Annotated in this window: 20 protein-coding genes; 16 read left to right on the top strand and 4 right to left on the bottom strand. The window is 70.9% G+C overall.

The window, feature by feature from the left end; genetic code table 11:
* Positions 1-15 precede the first annotated feature (15 nt).
* From ACFXJ5_RS24450 to ACFXJ5_RS24415, 8 genes are all read left to right on the top strand, one after another.
* Positions 16-750, top strand: coding sequence for a ThuA domain-containing protein (locus tag ACFXJ5_RS24450; protein ID WP_384634788.1), 735 nt, complete (start codon positions 16-18; stop codon positions 748-750).
* Complete coding sequence (locus ACFXJ5_RS24445) at positions 747-1,562, top strand: sugar phosphate isomerase/epimerase family protein (protein ID WP_384634785.1); 816 nt, start codon at positions 747-749, stop codon at positions 1,560-1,562. Before ACFXJ5_RS24450 ends, ACFXJ5_RS24445 begins: the two co-directional genes overlap by 4 nt.
* A gap of 5 nt (positions 1,563-1,567) precedes the next feature.
* Positions 1,568-2,569 (top strand): NAD-dependent epimerase/dehydratase family protein, encoded by a 1,002-nt coding sequence (locus tag ACFXJ5_RS24440; protein WP_384634782.1) that lies wholly within the window; start codon positions 1,568-1,570, stop codon positions 2,567-2,569.
* Positions 2,566-3,327 carry a GntR family transcriptional regulator gene (locus ACFXJ5_RS24435; protein ID WP_384634779.1) on the top strand — a complete coding sequence of 254 codons (762 nt, stop codon included), beginning with the start codon at positions 2,566-2,568 and terminating at the stop codon, positions 3,325-3,327. The genes ACFXJ5_RS24440 and ACFXJ5_RS24435 overlap by 4 nt, the downstream gene beginning before the upstream one ends.
* A 116-nt stretch (positions 3,328-3,443) precedes the next feature.
* The gene (locus tag ACFXJ5_RS24430) at positions 3,444-4,478 is read left to right on the top strand and encodes an SIS domain-containing protein (protein WP_384634776.1); all 1,035 of its coding nucleotides are present in this window, start codon (positions 3,444-3,446) and stop codon (positions 4,476-4,478) included.
* The gene (locus tag ACFXJ5_RS24425) at positions 4,475-5,374 is read left to right on the top strand and encodes an N-acetylglucosamine kinase (protein ID WP_384634774.1); all 900 of its coding nucleotides are present in this window, start codon (positions 4,475-4,477) and stop codon (positions 5,372-5,374) included. The genes ACFXJ5_RS24430 and ACFXJ5_RS24425 overlap by 4 nt, the downstream gene beginning before the upstream one ends.
* A gap of 1 nt (position 5,375) precedes the next feature.
* Positions 5,376-6,293 (top strand): alcohol dehydrogenase catalytic domain-containing protein, encoded by a 918-nt coding sequence (locus tag ACFXJ5_RS24420; RefSeq protein WP_384634771.1) that lies wholly within the window; start codon positions 5,376-5,378, stop codon positions 6,291-6,293.
* Between the two features lie 44 nt (positions 6,294-6,337).
* Positions 6,338-6,874, top strand: coding sequence for an NUDIX hydrolase family protein (locus tag ACFXJ5_RS24415; RefSeq protein WP_384634768.1), 537 nt, complete (start codon positions 6,338-6,340; stop codon positions 6,872-6,874).
* Positions 6,875-6,901: 27 nt separating this feature from the next.
* On the opposite strand, the gene ACFXJ5_RS24410 is transcribed toward ACFXJ5_RS24415, so the two are convergent.
* Positions 6,902-7,669, bottom strand: coding sequence for a PhzF family phenazine biosynthesis protein (locus tag ACFXJ5_RS24410; protein ID WP_384634766.1), 768 nt, complete (start codon positions 7,667-7,669; stop codon positions 6,902-6,904).
* A gap of 154 nt (positions 7,670-7,823) precedes the next feature.
* Here ACFXJ5_RS24410 and ACFXJ5_RS24405 point away from each other — a divergent pair, with 154 nt between their 5' ends.
* The 5 genes from ACFXJ5_RS24405 to ACFXJ5_RS24385 all read left to right on the top strand — a co-directional run bounded on the left by ACFXJ5_RS24405 (position 7,824) and on the right by ACFXJ5_RS24385 (position 11,331).
* Positions 7,824-8,162 (top strand): aldehyde dehydrogenase family protein, encoded by a 339-nt coding sequence (locus ACFXJ5_RS24405; RefSeq protein ID WP_384634763.1) that lies wholly within the window; start codon positions 7,824-7,826, stop codon positions 8,160-8,162.
* A gap of 49 nt (positions 8,163-8,211) precedes the next feature.
* Positions 8,212-8,664 carry a MarR family winged helix-turn-helix transcriptional regulator gene (locus ACFXJ5_RS24400; protein ID WP_384634760.1) on the top strand — a complete coding sequence of 151 codons (453 nt, stop codon included), beginning with the start codon at positions 8,212-8,214 and terminating at the stop codon, positions 8,662-8,664.
* 114 nt (positions 8,665-8,778) lie between these two features.
* Entirely contained in the window at positions 8,779-8,967 is a 189-nt protein-coding gene (locus tag ACFXJ5_RS24395; protein WP_384634757.1) for a hypothetical protein, read from the top strand.
* A 178-nt stretch (positions 8,968-9,145) separates the two neighbouring features.
* The gene (locus tag ACFXJ5_RS24390) at positions 9,146-10,102 is read left to right on the top strand and encodes an SDR family NAD(P)-dependent oxidoreductase (RefSeq protein WP_384634754.1); all 957 of its coding nucleotides are present in this window, start codon (positions 9,146-9,148) and stop codon (positions 10,100-10,102) included.
* Between the two features lie 17 nt (positions 10,103-10,119).
* Positions 10,120-11,331, top strand: coding sequence for a low temperature requirement protein A (locus ACFXJ5_RS24385; RefSeq protein ID WP_384634751.1), 1,212 nt, complete (start codon positions 10,120-10,122; stop codon positions 11,329-11,331).
* 42 nt (positions 11,332-11,373) lie between these two features.
* On the opposite strand, the gene ACFXJ5_RS24380 is transcribed toward ACFXJ5_RS24385, so the two are convergent.
* Positions 11,374-11,655, bottom strand: a complete 282-nt coding sequence (locus tag ACFXJ5_RS24380; protein ID WP_384634748.1) for a hypothetical protein — start codon at positions 11,653-11,655, stop codon at positions 11,374-11,376.
* A 125-nt stretch (positions 11,656-11,780) separates the two neighbouring features.
* Here ACFXJ5_RS24380 and ACFXJ5_RS24375 point away from each other — a divergent pair, with 125 nt between their 5' ends.
* Positions 11,781-12,230, top strand: a complete 450-nt coding sequence (locus ACFXJ5_RS24375; protein ID WP_384634745.1) for a MarR family winged helix-turn-helix transcriptional regulator — start codon at positions 11,781-11,783, stop codon at positions 12,228-12,230.
* A gap of 87 nt (positions 12,231-12,317) precedes the next feature.
* Here ACFXJ5_RS24375 and ACFXJ5_RS24370 read toward each other — a convergent pair whose 3' ends face one another.
* Together ACFXJ5_RS24370 and ACFXJ5_RS24365 are read right to left on the bottom strand one after the other, a co-directional pair.
* Positions 12,318-12,914, bottom strand: a complete 597-nt coding sequence (locus tag ACFXJ5_RS24370; protein ID WP_384634742.1) for a cysteine hydrolase family protein — start codon at positions 12,912-12,914, stop codon at positions 12,318-12,320.
* A gap of 44 nt (positions 12,915-12,958) precedes the next feature.
* Positions 12,959-14,383, bottom strand: a complete 1,425-nt coding sequence (locus ACFXJ5_RS24365; RefSeq protein ID WP_384634740.1) for an MFS transporter — start codon at positions 14,381-14,383, stop codon at positions 12,959-12,961.
* Positions 14,384-14,818: 435 nt separating this feature from the next.
* Here ACFXJ5_RS24365 and ACFXJ5_RS24360 point away from each other — a divergent pair, with 435 nt between their 5' ends.
* Positions 14,819-14,941, top strand: coding sequence for a hypothetical protein (locus ACFXJ5_RS24360; RefSeq protein WP_384634737.1), 123 nt, complete (start codon positions 14,819-14,821; stop codon positions 14,939-14,941).
* 128 nt (positions 14,942-15,069) lie between these two features.
* A complete protein-coding gene (locus tag ACFXJ5_RS24355) occupies positions 15,070-15,867 on the top strand; it encodes an SDR family NAD(P)-dependent oxidoreductase (RefSeq protein WP_384634734.1) in 798 nt (265 codons plus the stop codon).
* Positions 15,868-15,877 lie beyond the last annotated feature (10 nt).

The following is a 15,877-nucleotide window of genomic DNA, read 5'->3' as shown; positions in this document are numbered from 1 at the left end:
CCCGGAAGGACCCTGATGAAACTGCGAGGCACGGCCTCGGCCATGGTCGTGGTGGAGGGCACCGACCTCCACCACGACCTGATCGGCGCCGCCCTGGCGCTCCAGGAGATCGTCACGGAGGCGGGCCTGCCCACCGCACGCGCCGTCGGCGTCGACCGGTTCGTCGACCCGCTCGACGCCACGGCCGAGGCCGATGTGTACGTCCTCTACCGCTCGTCCACCGTCTTCGACCCGCGCCAGCAGCAGGCCCTGGCCGACCTCGTGGCGAGCGGCAAGGGGCTGGTCGCCCTGCACGCCAGCAACCTGTTCGGGTTCGGGGACGGGGGCCTCGACGCCGACCGGACCGCGTACGAACTGATCGGATCCCGGTACGTCTCGCACGGCGACGCCGGCTCCGAGGGCCGCTTCGATGTGCGGGTACGCCACGAGCACCCGGTCACCCGCCACCTGGAGGACTTCGCGATCGACGACGAGTACTACGTCCTCGACTACGCCGACGATGTGCGGGTCCTCGCCGACCGCGAGACCGCCACCGGTACCGAACCCCTTGTCTACGTACGCGAACACGGCGCGGGCCGGGTCTGCTACAGCGCGCTCGGCCACGACCCGCGCGCCTGGGGAAACCCCGGCTTCCGGCAGCTCGTCCGGCAGGCCGCGCTCTGGGCGGCCGGAGTGGACGACGACAGCATCCGGACCTGGTCCACCCGCTGGCCGCTGGGCAACGCGCGCACGATCGGAGACCGCCGATGACCACCGCCCATCCCCCCACACCACCACCCCCCACCGCCCCCGCCACGATCGCGGCCCAGCTGTGGTCGCTGCACGAAGAGGCGTCCCGGGACCTGCTCGGCGTCCTGGAACGGGTCGCCGAACTCGGCTATCCGGCCGTCGAGACCATCAGCCTCTACGGCCATCGCCCGGCCGCCGTCCGCGCCAGGCTGCACGCACTGGACCTCACACTGTGCAGCGCCCACGCTCCCTTCCCGGCCGGTGAGGCGGCGACCGCCATCCTGGACGCATACGAGGAAGTGGGCGCCGACACCCTCGTATGGAGCCTGGAACCCGAGGAGTTCAGCAGCGCCGAAGCGATCCTGCGCGGCGCCGAACGCATCAACGAGGCCGCCGCCAACGCCGCGGCACGCGGAATGCGCATCGCCTACCACAACCACTTCGCCGAGTTCCGGACCCGCTTCGCGGGCCTGGCCGGCTACGAAGTCCTCACCGGCTACGACCTGTTGCTCGGCGCGCTCGATCCGGCCGTCCTGATCGAACTCGACACCTACTGGGCCCACACCGGAGGCGCCGACCCCGCGGCCGTCGCCGCGTCGCTGGGCGCACGCCTGGAGTCCGTGCACCTCAAGGACGGACCCGCGCAGGGGATGGACGACCACATGGTGCCCTTCGGCGAAGGCGTCGTCGACGTCGAAGCCGCGGCCCGCGCCAACCCGCAGGTGCGCTGGAACATCGTCGAGATGGACCGTTCCCACCACGACATGTACGCGCTGCTCGGCCGCTGCTACGACTACCTCGTGGGGCGCGGCCTGGCGCGTGGGAGGCGGTGACCGGCATGACCGGGATGCGGGTCCTTCTCCTGGGTGGCACCGGAGTCCTCAGCTCCGCCACCGCGCACGAACTCGCCTCACAAGGTGCCGAGTTGACCGTCGTCACGCGGGGCCGCGACACCCGGCGCCCGCTGCCGGAGGGCGTCCGCGCGCTGTGCGCCGACGTACGGGACGACGCGCAGCTGCGTGGCGTGCTGGCAGCCGACGAGACCTTCGACGTCGTGGTCAACTTCATCGGCTACCACCCCGACGACATCGCCGAGGACGTCGCCCGTTTCGAAGGGCGCACCGGCCAGTACGTGTTCATCTCCACCGGATCCGTCTACGCGCGCCCTGCGCCCCGGCTGCCGGTCGACGAGTCCTCGGCCCGCCGGGCGGGGGCCTTCGACTACCCCCGGCTGAAGCTGGAGTGCGAGGACGCCCTCGAACAGGCCTATCGCCGACGCGGCTTCCCGGCCGCCGTCGTCCGGGCCGCGCATGTGTACGACGAGCAGGTGCTCCCGGTACTCGCCGGCTGGACCGTGATCGACCGCTGGCGGCGCGGCCTGCCCGTCGTCGTGCACGGCGACGGCACCTCGCTGTGGAACCTCCTGCACGCCCGCGACTTCGCCCGCGCCCTCACCGGACTGCTCGGCGACGAGCGGATCACCGGCGAGTCCGTCCACATCACGTCGGACGAGATCCTCACCTGGGACGGTATCCACCGGGAACTCGCCCACGCGGCCGGCGTCGACCCGCTGATCGTGCACCGTTCCAGCGAGGACATCGGCCGTGAGATCGCCTGGATGGGACCCGTACTCACGGAGGACTTCCGTCATTCGCTGCTCTACGACAACAGCAAGCTGCACCGGCTGCTCCCGCGGTTCGCCCCGGGGACGCCCTTTCGGCGCGGCGCCGCCGAGATCGTCGACTTCTTCGACGCGGAACCGGAAAGGCAGCGTATGGACAAGGATGTCGACGCGGGCTTCGACCGGCTCACGGAAGGACGGGGGGAACGGCGAACATGAACACGACGTCCGAGAGAACGGCGCCCATCGCCGCGGACCACCACGAACCTCTGTGGGTCCAGGCGGCCCAGGTCATCGAGCGGCGCGTGACCGACGGCTCGCTCCCGGCGGGACGCCGGCTGCCCGCCGAACGTGAACTCAGCGACGAGTTCGGCATCAGCCGGGTCACCCTGCGCAAGGCGCTGCACCACCTCGTCGAACGGGGCGTGCTGCGTTCCTCGCACGGGCGCGGCTGGTACGCCGCCGAGCGCACCGACCGTGAGTGGCCCAACTCCCTGGAGTCCTTCACCGAGACCGCCCGCCGTAAGGGACTCGTGCCGTCCGCGACCGTCCTGCGCGCCGAGGTCAGCCCCGCGACCCTCGACGAGGCCGACGAGTTCGTGGTGGCCGGCGGCACGGAGCTGTTCCGCCTCGACCGGGTGCGGATGCTCGACAACCTGCCGATCGGCGTCGACGCCTCGCGGGTGGTCCTCAACCTCGCACCGCAGCTGGTGAAAACCGACTTCTCGACATCCTCCCTGCTGGCGGAGCTGACGGCGGCGGGCAGCGAACCCGTCGACGCCGAGTCGGTCATCGAGTCCCGGGGCTGTCCGCCGGAACTCGCTCCTCACCTGGACCTCGCCCCCGGCGACCCGGTGCTCGTCATGCAGCAGTCACTGACGGACGCCAAGGGCCGCGTCGTACTCGCCACCACGATCACCTACCGAGGTGACCGGTACCGGCTGCGGACCTCCTTCGTCCGCGGCGGAGCCGCCTGACCCGCCCACCTCACCGACACCCGCCCGAGGTACCCCACCCGGCCCGCCGCGCCGTCGCCCCACAGCCGAGCGCGTGGCAGGCCCGGGCTCCGTGCGCCGTGAAAGGAAACCATCCAGTGTCCGCAGTGCCCGAAGGGACCATTCCCTATCTCGCAGGACGCGCTGCCCAGCCCGCCGCCCTGGAACGCGTCGCCGCGCGGGTCAGCGAGCAACTCGCCTCGTCCGCACTGCCTTCGGACATCCGACGGCCGGTGTTCGTCGGGATCGGCGCAAGCCACGCCGCGCTCGCCCTTCCGCTGCGCCTGCTCGGCGAGGACGGCATCGCGACGCGCCGCGAACTCGCCGGTGACCTCGGCCCGGGACCCGTACTCGCCGACGCCGACCTCGTCATCGGCGTCTCCCAGTCCGGCCGCAGCACCGAGACCCTGGAAGCCCTCGGCCAGGTCGCCAGGCAGCGACGGGCCGCCCTCGTCAACGCCGCGCCGTCACCGCTCTCCGAGGTGGCGGCACACCGTATCGACCTCGGTGCCGAACCCGACAGCTACGCCTCGACCGTCGGCTACACCGGCACCCTCCTCGGACTCACCATGGCGGCCCGGGCGCTGACCGGCCATACCCCGGGGCAGATCACGGCCGAGTGGGCGGGCATCGGCGCGCAGCTCGAAGCCCATGAGCAGGCGGTGAGCGCCGTGGTCGACGAGGTCGCCGGGCTGGCGGCCGGAGCGGTCGCGGCCGACGTTATCGCTGCGGGCCCCGCACGCTCGGCCTCCGAGGCCGGAGCCCTCCTGCTGCGCGAGGTCTGCCGCGTGCCGGCGACCGCCCTGGTCACCCGGAACTATCTGCACGGCGCCATGGAGTCGGCCGGGCAGACCCTGCACGTGGTGATCGGCGACGGGCGCGAGCTCGAACTGGCCCGCACCCTCGCCGAAGCGGGCCATCTCACCCTCGCCGTCACCTCGGCCGCACTCAGCGGCGGCAAGCGGCTGTACGTCGCCAGGGTGCCGGAGGACGTGCCCCTGGCCGTACGCACCGTGCTGGAGACTGTGGTCCTCCAGCGCCTCGCCGCCGCACTCGCCGGCACGCGGGACGTGGAGATCGAGGACTTCGTCTTCCACAACGCCGACACCAAGACCGAGGAGCCGGTCGCATGACGCCCACCGTGGCCGGAGTGGACATCGGCGGCACCAAGACCCGCATCCTCCTCGCGGACGCCCGCGACGGCACCCAGACCGGCGACCGTACGGTGGACAGCACCGGCTGGCAGACCCGCTCCATCCCGGACGCCGCCGCCTGGCTCACCCGGCAGCTGCGCACGGTCACCGGAGCCACCGTCCCCGAACGGATCGCGGTGGGCGCCCACGGCTGCGAGACCCCCGAGCAGTGCGCGCTCCTCGCGGCCGAACTGCGCGCCCTGACCGGCATCCCGGCCGACGTGGTCAACGACGCCGAACTGCTCGTCCCCGCCGCCGGGTTCGAGCACGGCATCGGGGTGGTCGCGGGCACCGGCTCCATCGCGGTCGGACGGCACCGCGACACCGGGGCGTATCTGTCCGCGGGCGGCTGGGGCTGGGTGCTGGGCGACGAGGGCTCCGGCTCCGCGCTGGTACGGGAGGCCGCGCGCGCCCTGCTGACCGGCGCCGACGCGGGGGCCCCGCCCGACCCCCCGTTGCAGGAGGAACTGTTCGCCGCCTTCGGCGTACGCGGTCTGCCGGCCCTCGCGGCCAGGATGAGTTGGGACGACGGGGTGGAGACGTGGGGCGCGCACGCCCCGGCCGTCTTCGCCGCCGCGGACGCCGGTTCACGGCTGGCCGCCACTGTCGTCGAGGAGGGCGGCCGGGCCCTCGCCGGGCTCGTCACGCACCTCGCGGCACGAGGCGCGCGCACCGACGCCGTCGTCTTCGCGGGCGGCGTCATCACCGGCAGACAGCGGCTGCGCGACGCCTTCACCCGCGCTCTGGCCGACTCGCTGCCGGGGACGGAAGCCGTGCTGCTCCGGGCAGCCCCCGTCCGGGGCGCGCTCGCGCTGGCCCTGCGGCAGGGCCGCTGACATGCGCTGTTCCCAGGTGGTGTCCGCCCGCACCAGCGAGACCGTCCAGGCCCCCGACACCCGGCCGGCCCCGGGACACGTCGCCGTACGCACCCTGGTGTCCGGCATCTGCGCCTCCGAACTGCCCGCCTGGACCGGCCACGACGCAGCCGCGGCACCACTGCGCCTCGGTCACGAACTCACCGGTGAGATCGCCGCCCTCGGGCCCGGCGTGCACGGCTGGACGGTCGGCGAGCGCGTCACCGGCTTCGCCTCGGGTGCCTACGCCGAGGTCGTACACGTGCCGGCGGCCGCCCTGCTGCCGCTGCCGGCGAACGTATCCGCCACCACGTTCCTCGGCGAACCCGTCGCCTGCGTCGTCGAGGCCCTCTCCCGCTGCGGGCTGCGGCCCGGACTGCGGGTCGCCGTCGTCGGCCTCGGCTTCATGGGCCTCATCGCCGTCCAGGCCGCGGCCGCGTACGGGCCGTCCCTCCTGGTCGGGGTCGACCCCCTGGAGCACGCCCGCGAACTCGCCCGGGACCTGGGCGCCCACGAGGTTTGCCGGCCCGACGCCACCGAACCCGCGGCCTTCGACGTCGTGATCGAGTTCACCGGCACCGCCGCCGGGCTGCAGACGGCGGGCCGCCTCGTCGCCGAGCACGGCACCTTGTGCGTGGGCGGATACCACCACAGCGGCGAACGCACCTGGGACGTCGAGCTCTGGTACCGCGGCGTCACGGTCGTGCACGGCTTCACACCGCAGCGCCACCGGCAGCTCGCGGCGCTGCGGGAAGGACTGCGACTGGCGTCCGAGCGGGTGCTGACCCTTGAGCCACTGCTCACCCACGACGTCACGCTGGACGAGGTGGACACGGGCTTCGGCCTCCTGCTCGACCGGCCGCCGGGCTTTGTGAAATGTGTCATCCGGCCCGGCCTGTGAGCGACGCCACTGGTGCCGGCCCGCGATCAACGTACGATCAGCGAATGGCTGACACGACCGAAACCACGCCTGGCTGGCTCGCTCCCGATGAACTCGAACAGACGCGTGCACGGATGCCGATCCTGTACGTCGACGCTGTACCGGTGCGGGTCGACGAATGCGGGGAAGTCACACACATCGGACTCCTGCTGCGCATCGGGCCGGACGGGACGGTCAGCCGTGCCCTCGTGTCCGGCCGGGTGCTGCACCACGAACGGGTCCGCGACGCGCTCCTGCGCCATCTGGAGAAGGACCTCGGCCCGGTGGCGCTGCCCCGGGTCCCGGCCTCCCCGCAGCCCTTCACGATCGCCGAGTACTTCCCGACCCACGGGGTCACGCCTTACCACGACCCCCGCCAGCACGCGGTGTCCCTCGCCTACATCATCCCGGTGGCGGGTGACTGCCGTCCTCGGCAGGACGCTCTCGACCTGGTCTGGTTCAGCCCCCAGGAGGCCTCGTCGCCGGCGGTGCAGCAGGAGATGCCGGGCGGCCAGGGAATCCTCCTCAAGCAGGCCCTCGCGCACGTCGGTTGCCTGTCCTGACCTCAGGGCCTCCCGCAGGGCCCTGGCTCACCAGGGAATGTTCCGGGAAGCCAGGCGTACGGTTCCCGCCCAGTCCATGGGTATGCGTGCACGCGTGGGCGTGGGCGTGGGCGGGGCCGGCTGGGTGAGGCGGACCCGGCCACCGATCTCGATCTCGCCGTCGCGGCCGGGCGCGGTGAGAATCTGGGAGCCCCGGCCCTGGACGATGTTCAGTGCCCGGTCCAGCTGATGGGTGAGGAGCAGGGCCGCCCCGCCCGTCGCCTCGTCCTCGACGATGTCGTCGCCGCGTCGGCAGAATGCCCGGGCCCTGACCCGGCTCGCCGCCTCGTCCTCCCAGGCCCAGGCATACAGCCCGTCCTCGCCGCGCGGTGGCGTCAGAAGTGCGTCCACGTCGTCGGGGGAGGTGTACTGCCGGAGCGTACGAGGGGGTATCCACTCGGCGCGCGCTGTGATCCAGCTGAACTCCCCGTCGTGGCGCCCGTGCACCTCGCCCACCGGCGTGACCAGTTCGTCGAGGTCGAGCAGCCACGCGGTACCGATCAGTGGATGCGCAGCGAAGGGCAGCAGGCAACCGGGGGAGTGGATGTCGACGATTCCGCGTTCGGGATCGTCGACGAACACGGTCTCCCTGTAGCCCAGCCGCGCGGCCAGCGCCTGCCGGTCGCCGGCTGCCCGTACGGCTGCGCCGTCGCGCACCACTCCCAGCTCGTTCCCGTAACGCTCGTCGGGCCCGCAGAACACATGGAGGACGTCGAGCACGACGGATCGTGCGAGGACGTCGGGTATTTCGGTCACGCCGCATTGAAGCACCGGGCGATCGGTCGGAAGGCAGCATTCCGCGGAAAGGCCGGCGAACACGCCGGCAAGCGGTACGTGTACGCGAAAGGGTCTCCACAGGCTCTCGCCTGCGAAGACCCTTCACACAGCGTGGTGATGGGGCTGCCCCTGCGTGCTGGTGTCGCACAGCCGTCGGTGCGGGGGCCGTTACGGGTCAGGCGCCGGGGTCAGTCAAGAATGGCCCGGTGGCCGGCCGACCGGGAACGGCTGGGTCATCGAGCCAACGGTCTACACGGACGTGACCCCGGAGATGCGTATCGCCCGCGAGGAGATCTTCGGGCCGGTGCTCGCCGTCCTGCGCTTCACGGATGAGGACGAGGCGGTGGCCATCGCCAACGACTCGGACTACGGCCTGGTCGCTGCCGTCTGGACGCGGCTCGAGGCGCTGCACCACTACACGCAGACGAAGTTCATTGCCGTCCGGCTTCAGGAGGATCAGCAGGTGTGGTGACACGGCACGGCGGTTGAGGTTGTTTGCTTGAGCACGCTAATCTGCCCTGATGACAGCCGATGATCCGCTGACCGCCCAGGAAGAGCGCCTCTGGCGTGCCCTGATGCGCGTCATCGTCGCGCTGCCGCGCACGCTGGATGACGATCTACTGCGTTCCACGGGGCTGACGCTCACCGAGTACGTCGTACTGATGAACCTCTCCGAGGCCGAGAACCAGGAGCTCCGCATGGCGGATCTCGCCTCGGCGACCGCCTTGTCCGCGAGCCGGATGACGCGGGTCGTGGACGCACTGCAAAGCCGGGGCCAAGTCGTCAAGCGGCGCCACGAGGGTGACGCCCGGGGCAACGTCGCGCGCCTCACACCTGAAGGCCTGAAGCGGCTCCAGGCTGCGTATCCGATCCACCTGGCGAGCGCCCGGGGGCGGGTCTTCGACCACCTCGACGGTCGGTCGCTGTCGGCGATGGTGAGGCAGTTCGAAGCGTTGGTCGAAAAGCTCGACTGAGATACGCCGGCATTTTTCTGCACGCGGAAGGTCCCGGACGCGCTGGTCGTGTCCGGGACCTTCCGCGTGCCGGGGTGGTGCTTCGCACGCCACTAATATACGGGTGTAAAATAGTTGCTGAAGTGCAGCTCCAGCCCGTTACGTGGGGAGAAGCCATGCGCCTTCTACGGCGCCACCGACGAGGCCGAGTCACTGGCCACCATCGACCGGCGCTGGAACTCGGCGTCACAGGCGGTCGCCCACCACGGCGTAGCCACCGGTGACCGCAACGCATCCGAGCTGATCGGGACGCTCAACGGCTGAGAGCCGGCCGGCGCCTCACAAGATCCCATCGCGGGGCCGGAACACCCCGCCCCCAAACACAGCCCCCAAGCCCTCGCGTCTCGAAAGCCGCCCATGCCCCAGCCGGCCATACGGTCCCGAATCCGGAGCTTCCGTCCCGGGTGCGGCCCGGCCGCACTCACGTCAGGAGACACACGTCATGTCCGTACCTCAGTCGCCGCATAGGTTCGGGGCAAGCACAACCGCCGCCGAGGTAATCGACGGCGTCGACCTGCATGGCCGCCGGGCTGTGGTGACCGGAGCCAGCTCCGGAATCGGGGTGGAGACGGCCCGGGCGCTCGCCGCGGCGGGCGCCGACGTCACCCTGGCCGTGCGGGACACCGACGCGGGTGCCCGCGTGGCGGTGCGCCTGCAGAAAGAACTGCCGCCCGGATCAGGACAGTTGACAGTGGGGCGGCTCGACCTGGCCGACCGGTCGACGGTCGCGGCGTTCGTGGCGGCCTGGCACGGCCCGTTGCACATCCTGGTCAACAACGCCGGAGTGATGGCCACGCCGCAACTCACCCGCACACCTGACGGCCGGGAATGGCAGTTCGGCGTCAACCACCTGGGCCACTTCGCCCTCGCCACCGGCCTCCACCCGGCACTCGCGGCGGCGGACGGCGCACGGATCGTCTCGGTGAGTTCCATCGGTCACCTCTTCTCACCGGTCGTCTTCGACGACCTGGACTACCGCTTCCGCCCCTACGACCCATGGACCTCCTACGGGCAGTCGAAGACCGCCAACGCCCTGTTCGCCGTCGGTGCCGCCGAGCGATGGGCCGACGACGGCATCACCGCCAACGCTCTGATGCCGGGCAACATCGGCGAGACGTCCCTGGCCCGGCACATGGACATGGAGCAGGTCGCCGCCTTCATCGCCTCGGGCGAACTCGCACTGCCACCGCAGAAGACGGTGGAGCAGGGCGCCGCGACCTCGGTGCTGTTGGCCGCCTCGCCGACGGTGGAGGGCATCACCGGCCGCTATTTCGAGGACTGTGCGCAGGCCGAGCCGGTCGCTCAGCGAGCCGGTGCCGTCGCCGGCGTCGCGCCGTACGCCCTGGATCGGGAGAACGCGGTCCGGCTGTGGGCCGTGTCCGAGGGTCTCGTCCGCTGAAGTTCTACGCTGCGGGCATGACCTCGCGACACGAGCGGTGGGCCCGGCTGCGCCGTCAGCTGTGGCAGCCTCCGCGCGCCCATGGCGAGCAGCCGCGCGAGCGAGTGGTCGGCCCGCTCGAACTGTTCTACGACCTGGTCGTGGTCGTGCTGGTCGCCCAGGCCGGCCACCACTTCGCCGGGCATCTGACCTGGCGCGGGCTCGGTGAGTTCGCCGCGGTGTTCGCGCTGGTGTGGATCGCCTGGTTCAACGGCACGCTCCACCACGAACTGCACGGGCACGAGGACGCCCGCGGCCGGAGCATGTTCCTGCTGCAGATCCTGGTGCTCGTGCCGCTGGGTGCGTTCATCCCCGAGGCGGGCGGCGCACGCGGAGTCGCGTTCGCGGTGGACGCGGGGGTGCTGTTCGCGGTGCTGGCGGTGCTGTGGCTGCTCGCCGCACGCGGTGACAGCCCCGAATTCCGCCGTCCCAGCACGCTGTTCGTGACCGGGACGGCCGCCTGCGCGGTCGTCCTGGCCGCGAGCGCCGCCCTGCCCGCGGGCGTCCGCGTGCTGACGTGGGGCCTTCTGGCCGTCGCCTACCTGGCGGGGTTCGCGGTCATGGTCGGTACGGCCACCCCGGTACAGGCGGTCGCGCTCAGCGTGACCGACGCGCTGACCGAACGGTTCGGGCTGTTCATCATCATCGTGCTCGGCGAGACCGTGACCGGAGTGGTCGACGGACTGGCCCACGAGCCGACCAACGCGCTCACCCTCGCCGTCGGGCTCGTCGCCGTCGTCGTCGGCTTCGGTGCCTGGTGGACATACTTCGACTTCGCCGGACACCGGCAGCCGAGGCCCACCCGCGCGAGCACCGTGCAGTGGATGCTGGTTCACCTGCCGCTCACGGCCGCGGTGGCCGCCATGGGCGCCGCGATGGTCGGCCTCGTCGAACACGCCCACGACAGCCGGACCCCCGCCGCCACGGCCTGGGCGCTCTGCGGGGGCGCGGCCATCGTGCTCTGCGCGACGATGGTGCTTGCGACCTCCCTGCGCGTCTGGAGCCTGGACCGCGGGCTCTACCGGCCGCTGGCCCGCACCTGCGTCGCCGTGGCCCTCGCGGCCATGGCCCTCGGCGCCGCACGTCCCGCGCCACTGGTTCTCGGACTCGCGCTCGTCGTCCTCCTCGGCATCCCGTGGGGACTTGCCGTGGCACGTCGACTGGCACGGGACGAAACAGCCGACCTGTGACCCCTCAGGGCGCGGAGGGGCGTGTCTCGGTGCAGTCGACCATCAGACGGCGCTCGGCGAAACCTTGACGGTCCCCGACTCGTCGACGACGGCGCACTCGTCGTCGGGTCCTCCCATGGGCGCGGTCGAGGTCGGGTGTCCGTAGGCGGAGATCCCTGGCTCGATCGTCGCCGCCGGCTCCTCGTCACTCCGTACGGCGTCGCCGTGTCCGGCGAGCAAAGAGTCGATCAGTTCCAACTCGGCCGAACGCCCCAGGAGATGGGCCCCGTCTGACCGTGATCGCGTCGGCTCCTCGGCCTGACGACGCCTGTCGGAGGTGGGCACGGCCCGAACGTAGGCCACTTATATGCTTGGAGTTCGCCACCGAGCAGTGCGCCGGCTGGTTGGCGTTGAGTGGCAGGCCGGACCACGTAACGGCAGGTGACCTGCGTACTGGCTATGGTTGGCGGATGACCAGTGACCCGAAGCCCGAAGCCGAGGCCGCCGCTGAGTTGATGAAGGCGATGACCCGGCTGCGAGCACGGATGCGCACTGAGTCGGCGCCGAACGATATGCAGTGGACCTGGTCGCAGCTGACCACTCTGGGCCGGATCGTCGAGGAGGGGTCTGTCACGGCCAGCGCGCTGGCGCAGGCCGAGCACGTGCGCCGTCAGTCGATGGCCGAGACGCTCGCGGCTCTTCGCGCCGGAGGTCTGATCGCCACCAGCAAGGATCCCAGCGACGGCCGTAAGGCGCTCATCCACGCGACACCCGGGGGGCGGGCACTGATCGAAACGATCCCGGCTGCCCGTGTGACCTGGCTCGGCACAGCGATTGAGGCCCACCTGCGAGCGGGCGAGCGCGAGACCCTGCTGAAGGCCGCGGCGATCATGAACCGACTCGCGGACAGCGACAGGTGACGGGAAGGTCCTCACGGGCACGCATACCGACCCTGTCCGGGGTCGGCTTGGGTCCGGGCGGCGCGGGGCACGCCCGGACCGAAGGCCTCAGGCCGTCTTGCTCAGCGTCCCGAGTTCGTCGGTGTCGATGACGTACGCCTGATGGGGGAAGACCTTCTCGGTCAGGACGCGGTGGACCTCGGGGTCGGGGTCGGCGGTCGCGTCTTTGAGGACGTAGAGTTGGAAGTCGTCGTCGGCGGCCTGCCGAAGAGTCGTCAATACCACTCCGCCCGTTGACAGTCCGGCGAGGACGAGCGTGTCGATACCCTGGTCGCGAAGGGTGGTGCGCAGGTCGGTGGTGCCGGCGAAGGCGCTTATGCGGATCTTGCGCACGGTGATGTCCTGCTCGTGCACGTCGAACGACTCGTGCAGTGCGGCCTCAGGGCTGCCGTCGGCGAGGAACCCGTTCTGGGCGACGGCGGCGAAGGCCTTGTTCCGGGCGGGGACGGCGGCGAAGTCCTCGGCGGCGAAGGCGACGCGGACATGGGCGACCTGGACGTCGTTGGACCGGGCCCAGGACAGGGCCGCGTGTGCGCGGGAGAGCACCTGGTCCGAATCGGGGACTGCGGCGAGGACAGCCGGCTGGAAGTCCATGAGGAGCAGGGCGGTGCGGGAGGGGGCGAGGTGCGGGGCGACGGTGGTCATTACCTGATCTTTCTGATCTTTCCGGATGGTTGGGGGCAGGGGTGTCAGTGGGCGGACTGGCGGTCGGTGTTGGCCAGGTGCCGGTCGAAGACCGTCATGACGAGTACGAAGGCAGCGATACCGACCAGAGCCCAGGAGATGTGCTGGAGGCCGGCGTCGTCGACGTGGGTGCGGAAGGCGGCGCCGGTGATGGCCGCCGAGGCGATGGAGCCGATGTAGCCGAAGGTGCGCAGCAGTCCTGACGCGGTGCCGACGCTTTCGGGGGGCGCTTCCTTGTACAGGACCGTCTGATTCGCCACGGTGCCGGCCCCGGAGGTGAGGCCGAACAGTGCCGTGACCGCGATCACCGCGATCACCGGCGTGCTGCCGTCCAGGAACAGGGTGGCGGCGGCTCCCACGAGCAGGAGAAGCGCCGAGACGATCAGCGGTGCCCGGACGCGGGTGCGCCGCGATACGACACGGGCGGAGACCGCCGACAGGACACCCATGGGGACGAGGACCAGGCCTGCCTGGTAGGCGGACAGTCCGCGGGAGGCCTCCAGCCACTGGGTGAGCCCGTAGAGGATCACATAGGTGCCCAGCAGGGTGAGGCCGTTGCGCAGGTAGGTGCGGGTGAGCGCGAGGTTCGAGGCGAGCAGACGGACGTTCAGGAAAGGATTGGCGGCGCGTAGTTCCCATCCCACGAGGCCGGTGGCGATCACGGCGGATATCAACAACGCCGTCCAGTCGGGGTCCGGCAGTGAGGACAAGAAGACCAGCAGCGCGGTGAGCGCCCCGCCGAATCCCACGATGCCGGGTAGGTCGAGGCGGGCGACGAGGGCGCGCGCGGAGCGGCCGCGCACGCGGTCGGAGTCCTTGGCGATCCAGGTGAACGCCATGGCGAAGGCCGCGCCCGCGACGGGGATGTTGATCCAGAAAGCCGTCTGCCAGCCGAGCCATCCGATGAGCAATCCGCCGATGGCGGGGCCTATGGCGACGGTGGCGGCGCCTGCGATCGCCAGGCCACCCAGGACACTGCCGGGCGGTTCCTGCAGGCCGGTTGCTTGCGCCCGCCGCCGGATCAGCAGCATCGCGGACGGGTATCCGGCGGAGGTGCCCGCTCCGATGAGAACGCGGGCCGTGACCAGGGACGGCATGTCACGGGCGACCGCGCCGAGGATGCCCCCCGCGAGGACGAGGAGGATGCCGGCGAAGAAAACCCGCCTGGGCCCGAACTCCTCCGCGAGCCGCCCAGCCGCGGGCTGCGCTATCGCGCTGGTCAGGTACAGGCTCGAGATCAGGATCGCGGTGCCGCCGACGGAGGTGTGCATCGCGGCTGCGATCGCCACCAGGGCAGGCGCGATCATCGAACTGTTGATCGGGTTGAGTATGGCGCCCATGTACAGCGGGGTCACGAATGTCGGCCCGAAGGGCTTTCCCGACCGAGTCTTGTCCTGCTGTACAGAGGTGGCGTCTGTGGTGATTCCCAAGACGCTGCTCCTCCCTTCCTGCTTCCGCTGTCCTGAGAGCCGCCGCGGTAGGCGCGGGCGCCAATTTTGCGCAGGCTGCCTGACAAACTATAGCAGGGAGCCTGCCTATCTCTCCTGTCGTCCTGGCGGAAGCGGCCTCGACCGCTGCCAGGTCTGGGCTGAGAAGCCGCGAGCTCTGGGTGTGCTGCGGCGGGGACGGGTGTCCGCGACGGGTCGAAAACGCGCGGGGCGATCTTTGTCCGGGCGACGGGACGTTCGGCATTGCTGTCATCGCGGGGCTGGCCGAACGGATCCTGGGGGCTCGACGTCGGCAGCCCCCGGCTGCTGGCGCACAACAGCCGGGGGCTGCTTGTGGGAGTTGCTTGACAAGCGATGAGCAGGGGGGAGAATCTTATTGCCGACGCAAGCAAATAATTTGGCCGAGGGTGGGTTGCCATGCCTGAAGTACCTGTGTGCAAGCCCTACGTCGGAGGTCAGTGGCGGCAGGCTGCCGCCGACGGCGGGGGAGCAGAGGCGATCCGCCTCGACCTTGGCGCCGGCTCGCAGGTCCACCCCTGAGCAGGACGATCGCGAAAGTGATCGCCTTCCTCGTCAGCGACGCCGCCGCACCGATCAGCGGAGCGATCCTGCCGACCTACGGCGGCTGACCCCGACTACCGAGTCAAGGCGCTGCAAGGAGAAATCCCATGCCGGAGAACACTGATCCCGCTCAAACCGCACCGCCGGCCACCCACGCGGGCCGTGTCGCGGTCGTCACCGGCGCGGCCCGCGGTCTCGGCGCCGCCATCGCCCGCGGGCTGGCGCGCCGCGGCGCGACGGTTGCCGCAGTCGACCTGACGGCCGCCGAGCAGACCCAGGAGGAGATCGAGCAGGCCGGTGGCACGTGTGTCCCCCTGATCGCCGACGTGTCCGACCCGGCCGCCGTGCGGGCACTGCACGAAGCAGTGCGCGCCGCCTGCGGGCCGACCGACATCCTGGTCAACAACGCCGGGATCGCCGCCGTGGCACCGCTGGCCGACATCGACTTCGCCCATTGGCGCCGCGTGCTGTCGATCAACCTCGACTCCCAGTTCCTGATGGCCACGGCGTTCGCCGCGGACATGCGGGAGCGCAGCTGGGGACGGATCGTCAACATGAGCTCCTCGTCGATCTACACCACCACCAGGGACATGACGCCGTATATGGCCAGCAAGGCCGGGATCCTCGGCCTGACCAGCGGCCTGGCCAACGACCTCGCCGCTTACGGCATCACGGTCAACGCCGTGTCCCCGGCCTTCACCCGCACCCCCCTGATCGACGAAACGGTCGCCGACGGGGCCATGCCGCCCGACATCGACTCGCTCCTCGCCGACGAGCAGGCGATCAAGCGCCCCGCCGCGCCCGAGGACATCGTCGGCACGGTGCTGTTCCTCACCGGCGACGACGCCGAGTTCGTCACCGCCAAGTTCATCGCCGCCGATGGCGGCTACACCCGCAACTACTGACGTTGACTCG

It is taken from the genome of Streptomyces sp. NPDC059373, assembly GCF_042751495.1.
Taxonomy (GTDB): Bacteria; Actinomycetota; Actinomycetes; order Streptomycetales; family Streptomycetaceae; genus Actinacidiphila.
The sequence above is the reverse complement of the archived record's forward strand: the minus strand, read 5'-3'. Positions and strand labels throughout refer to the sequence as shown.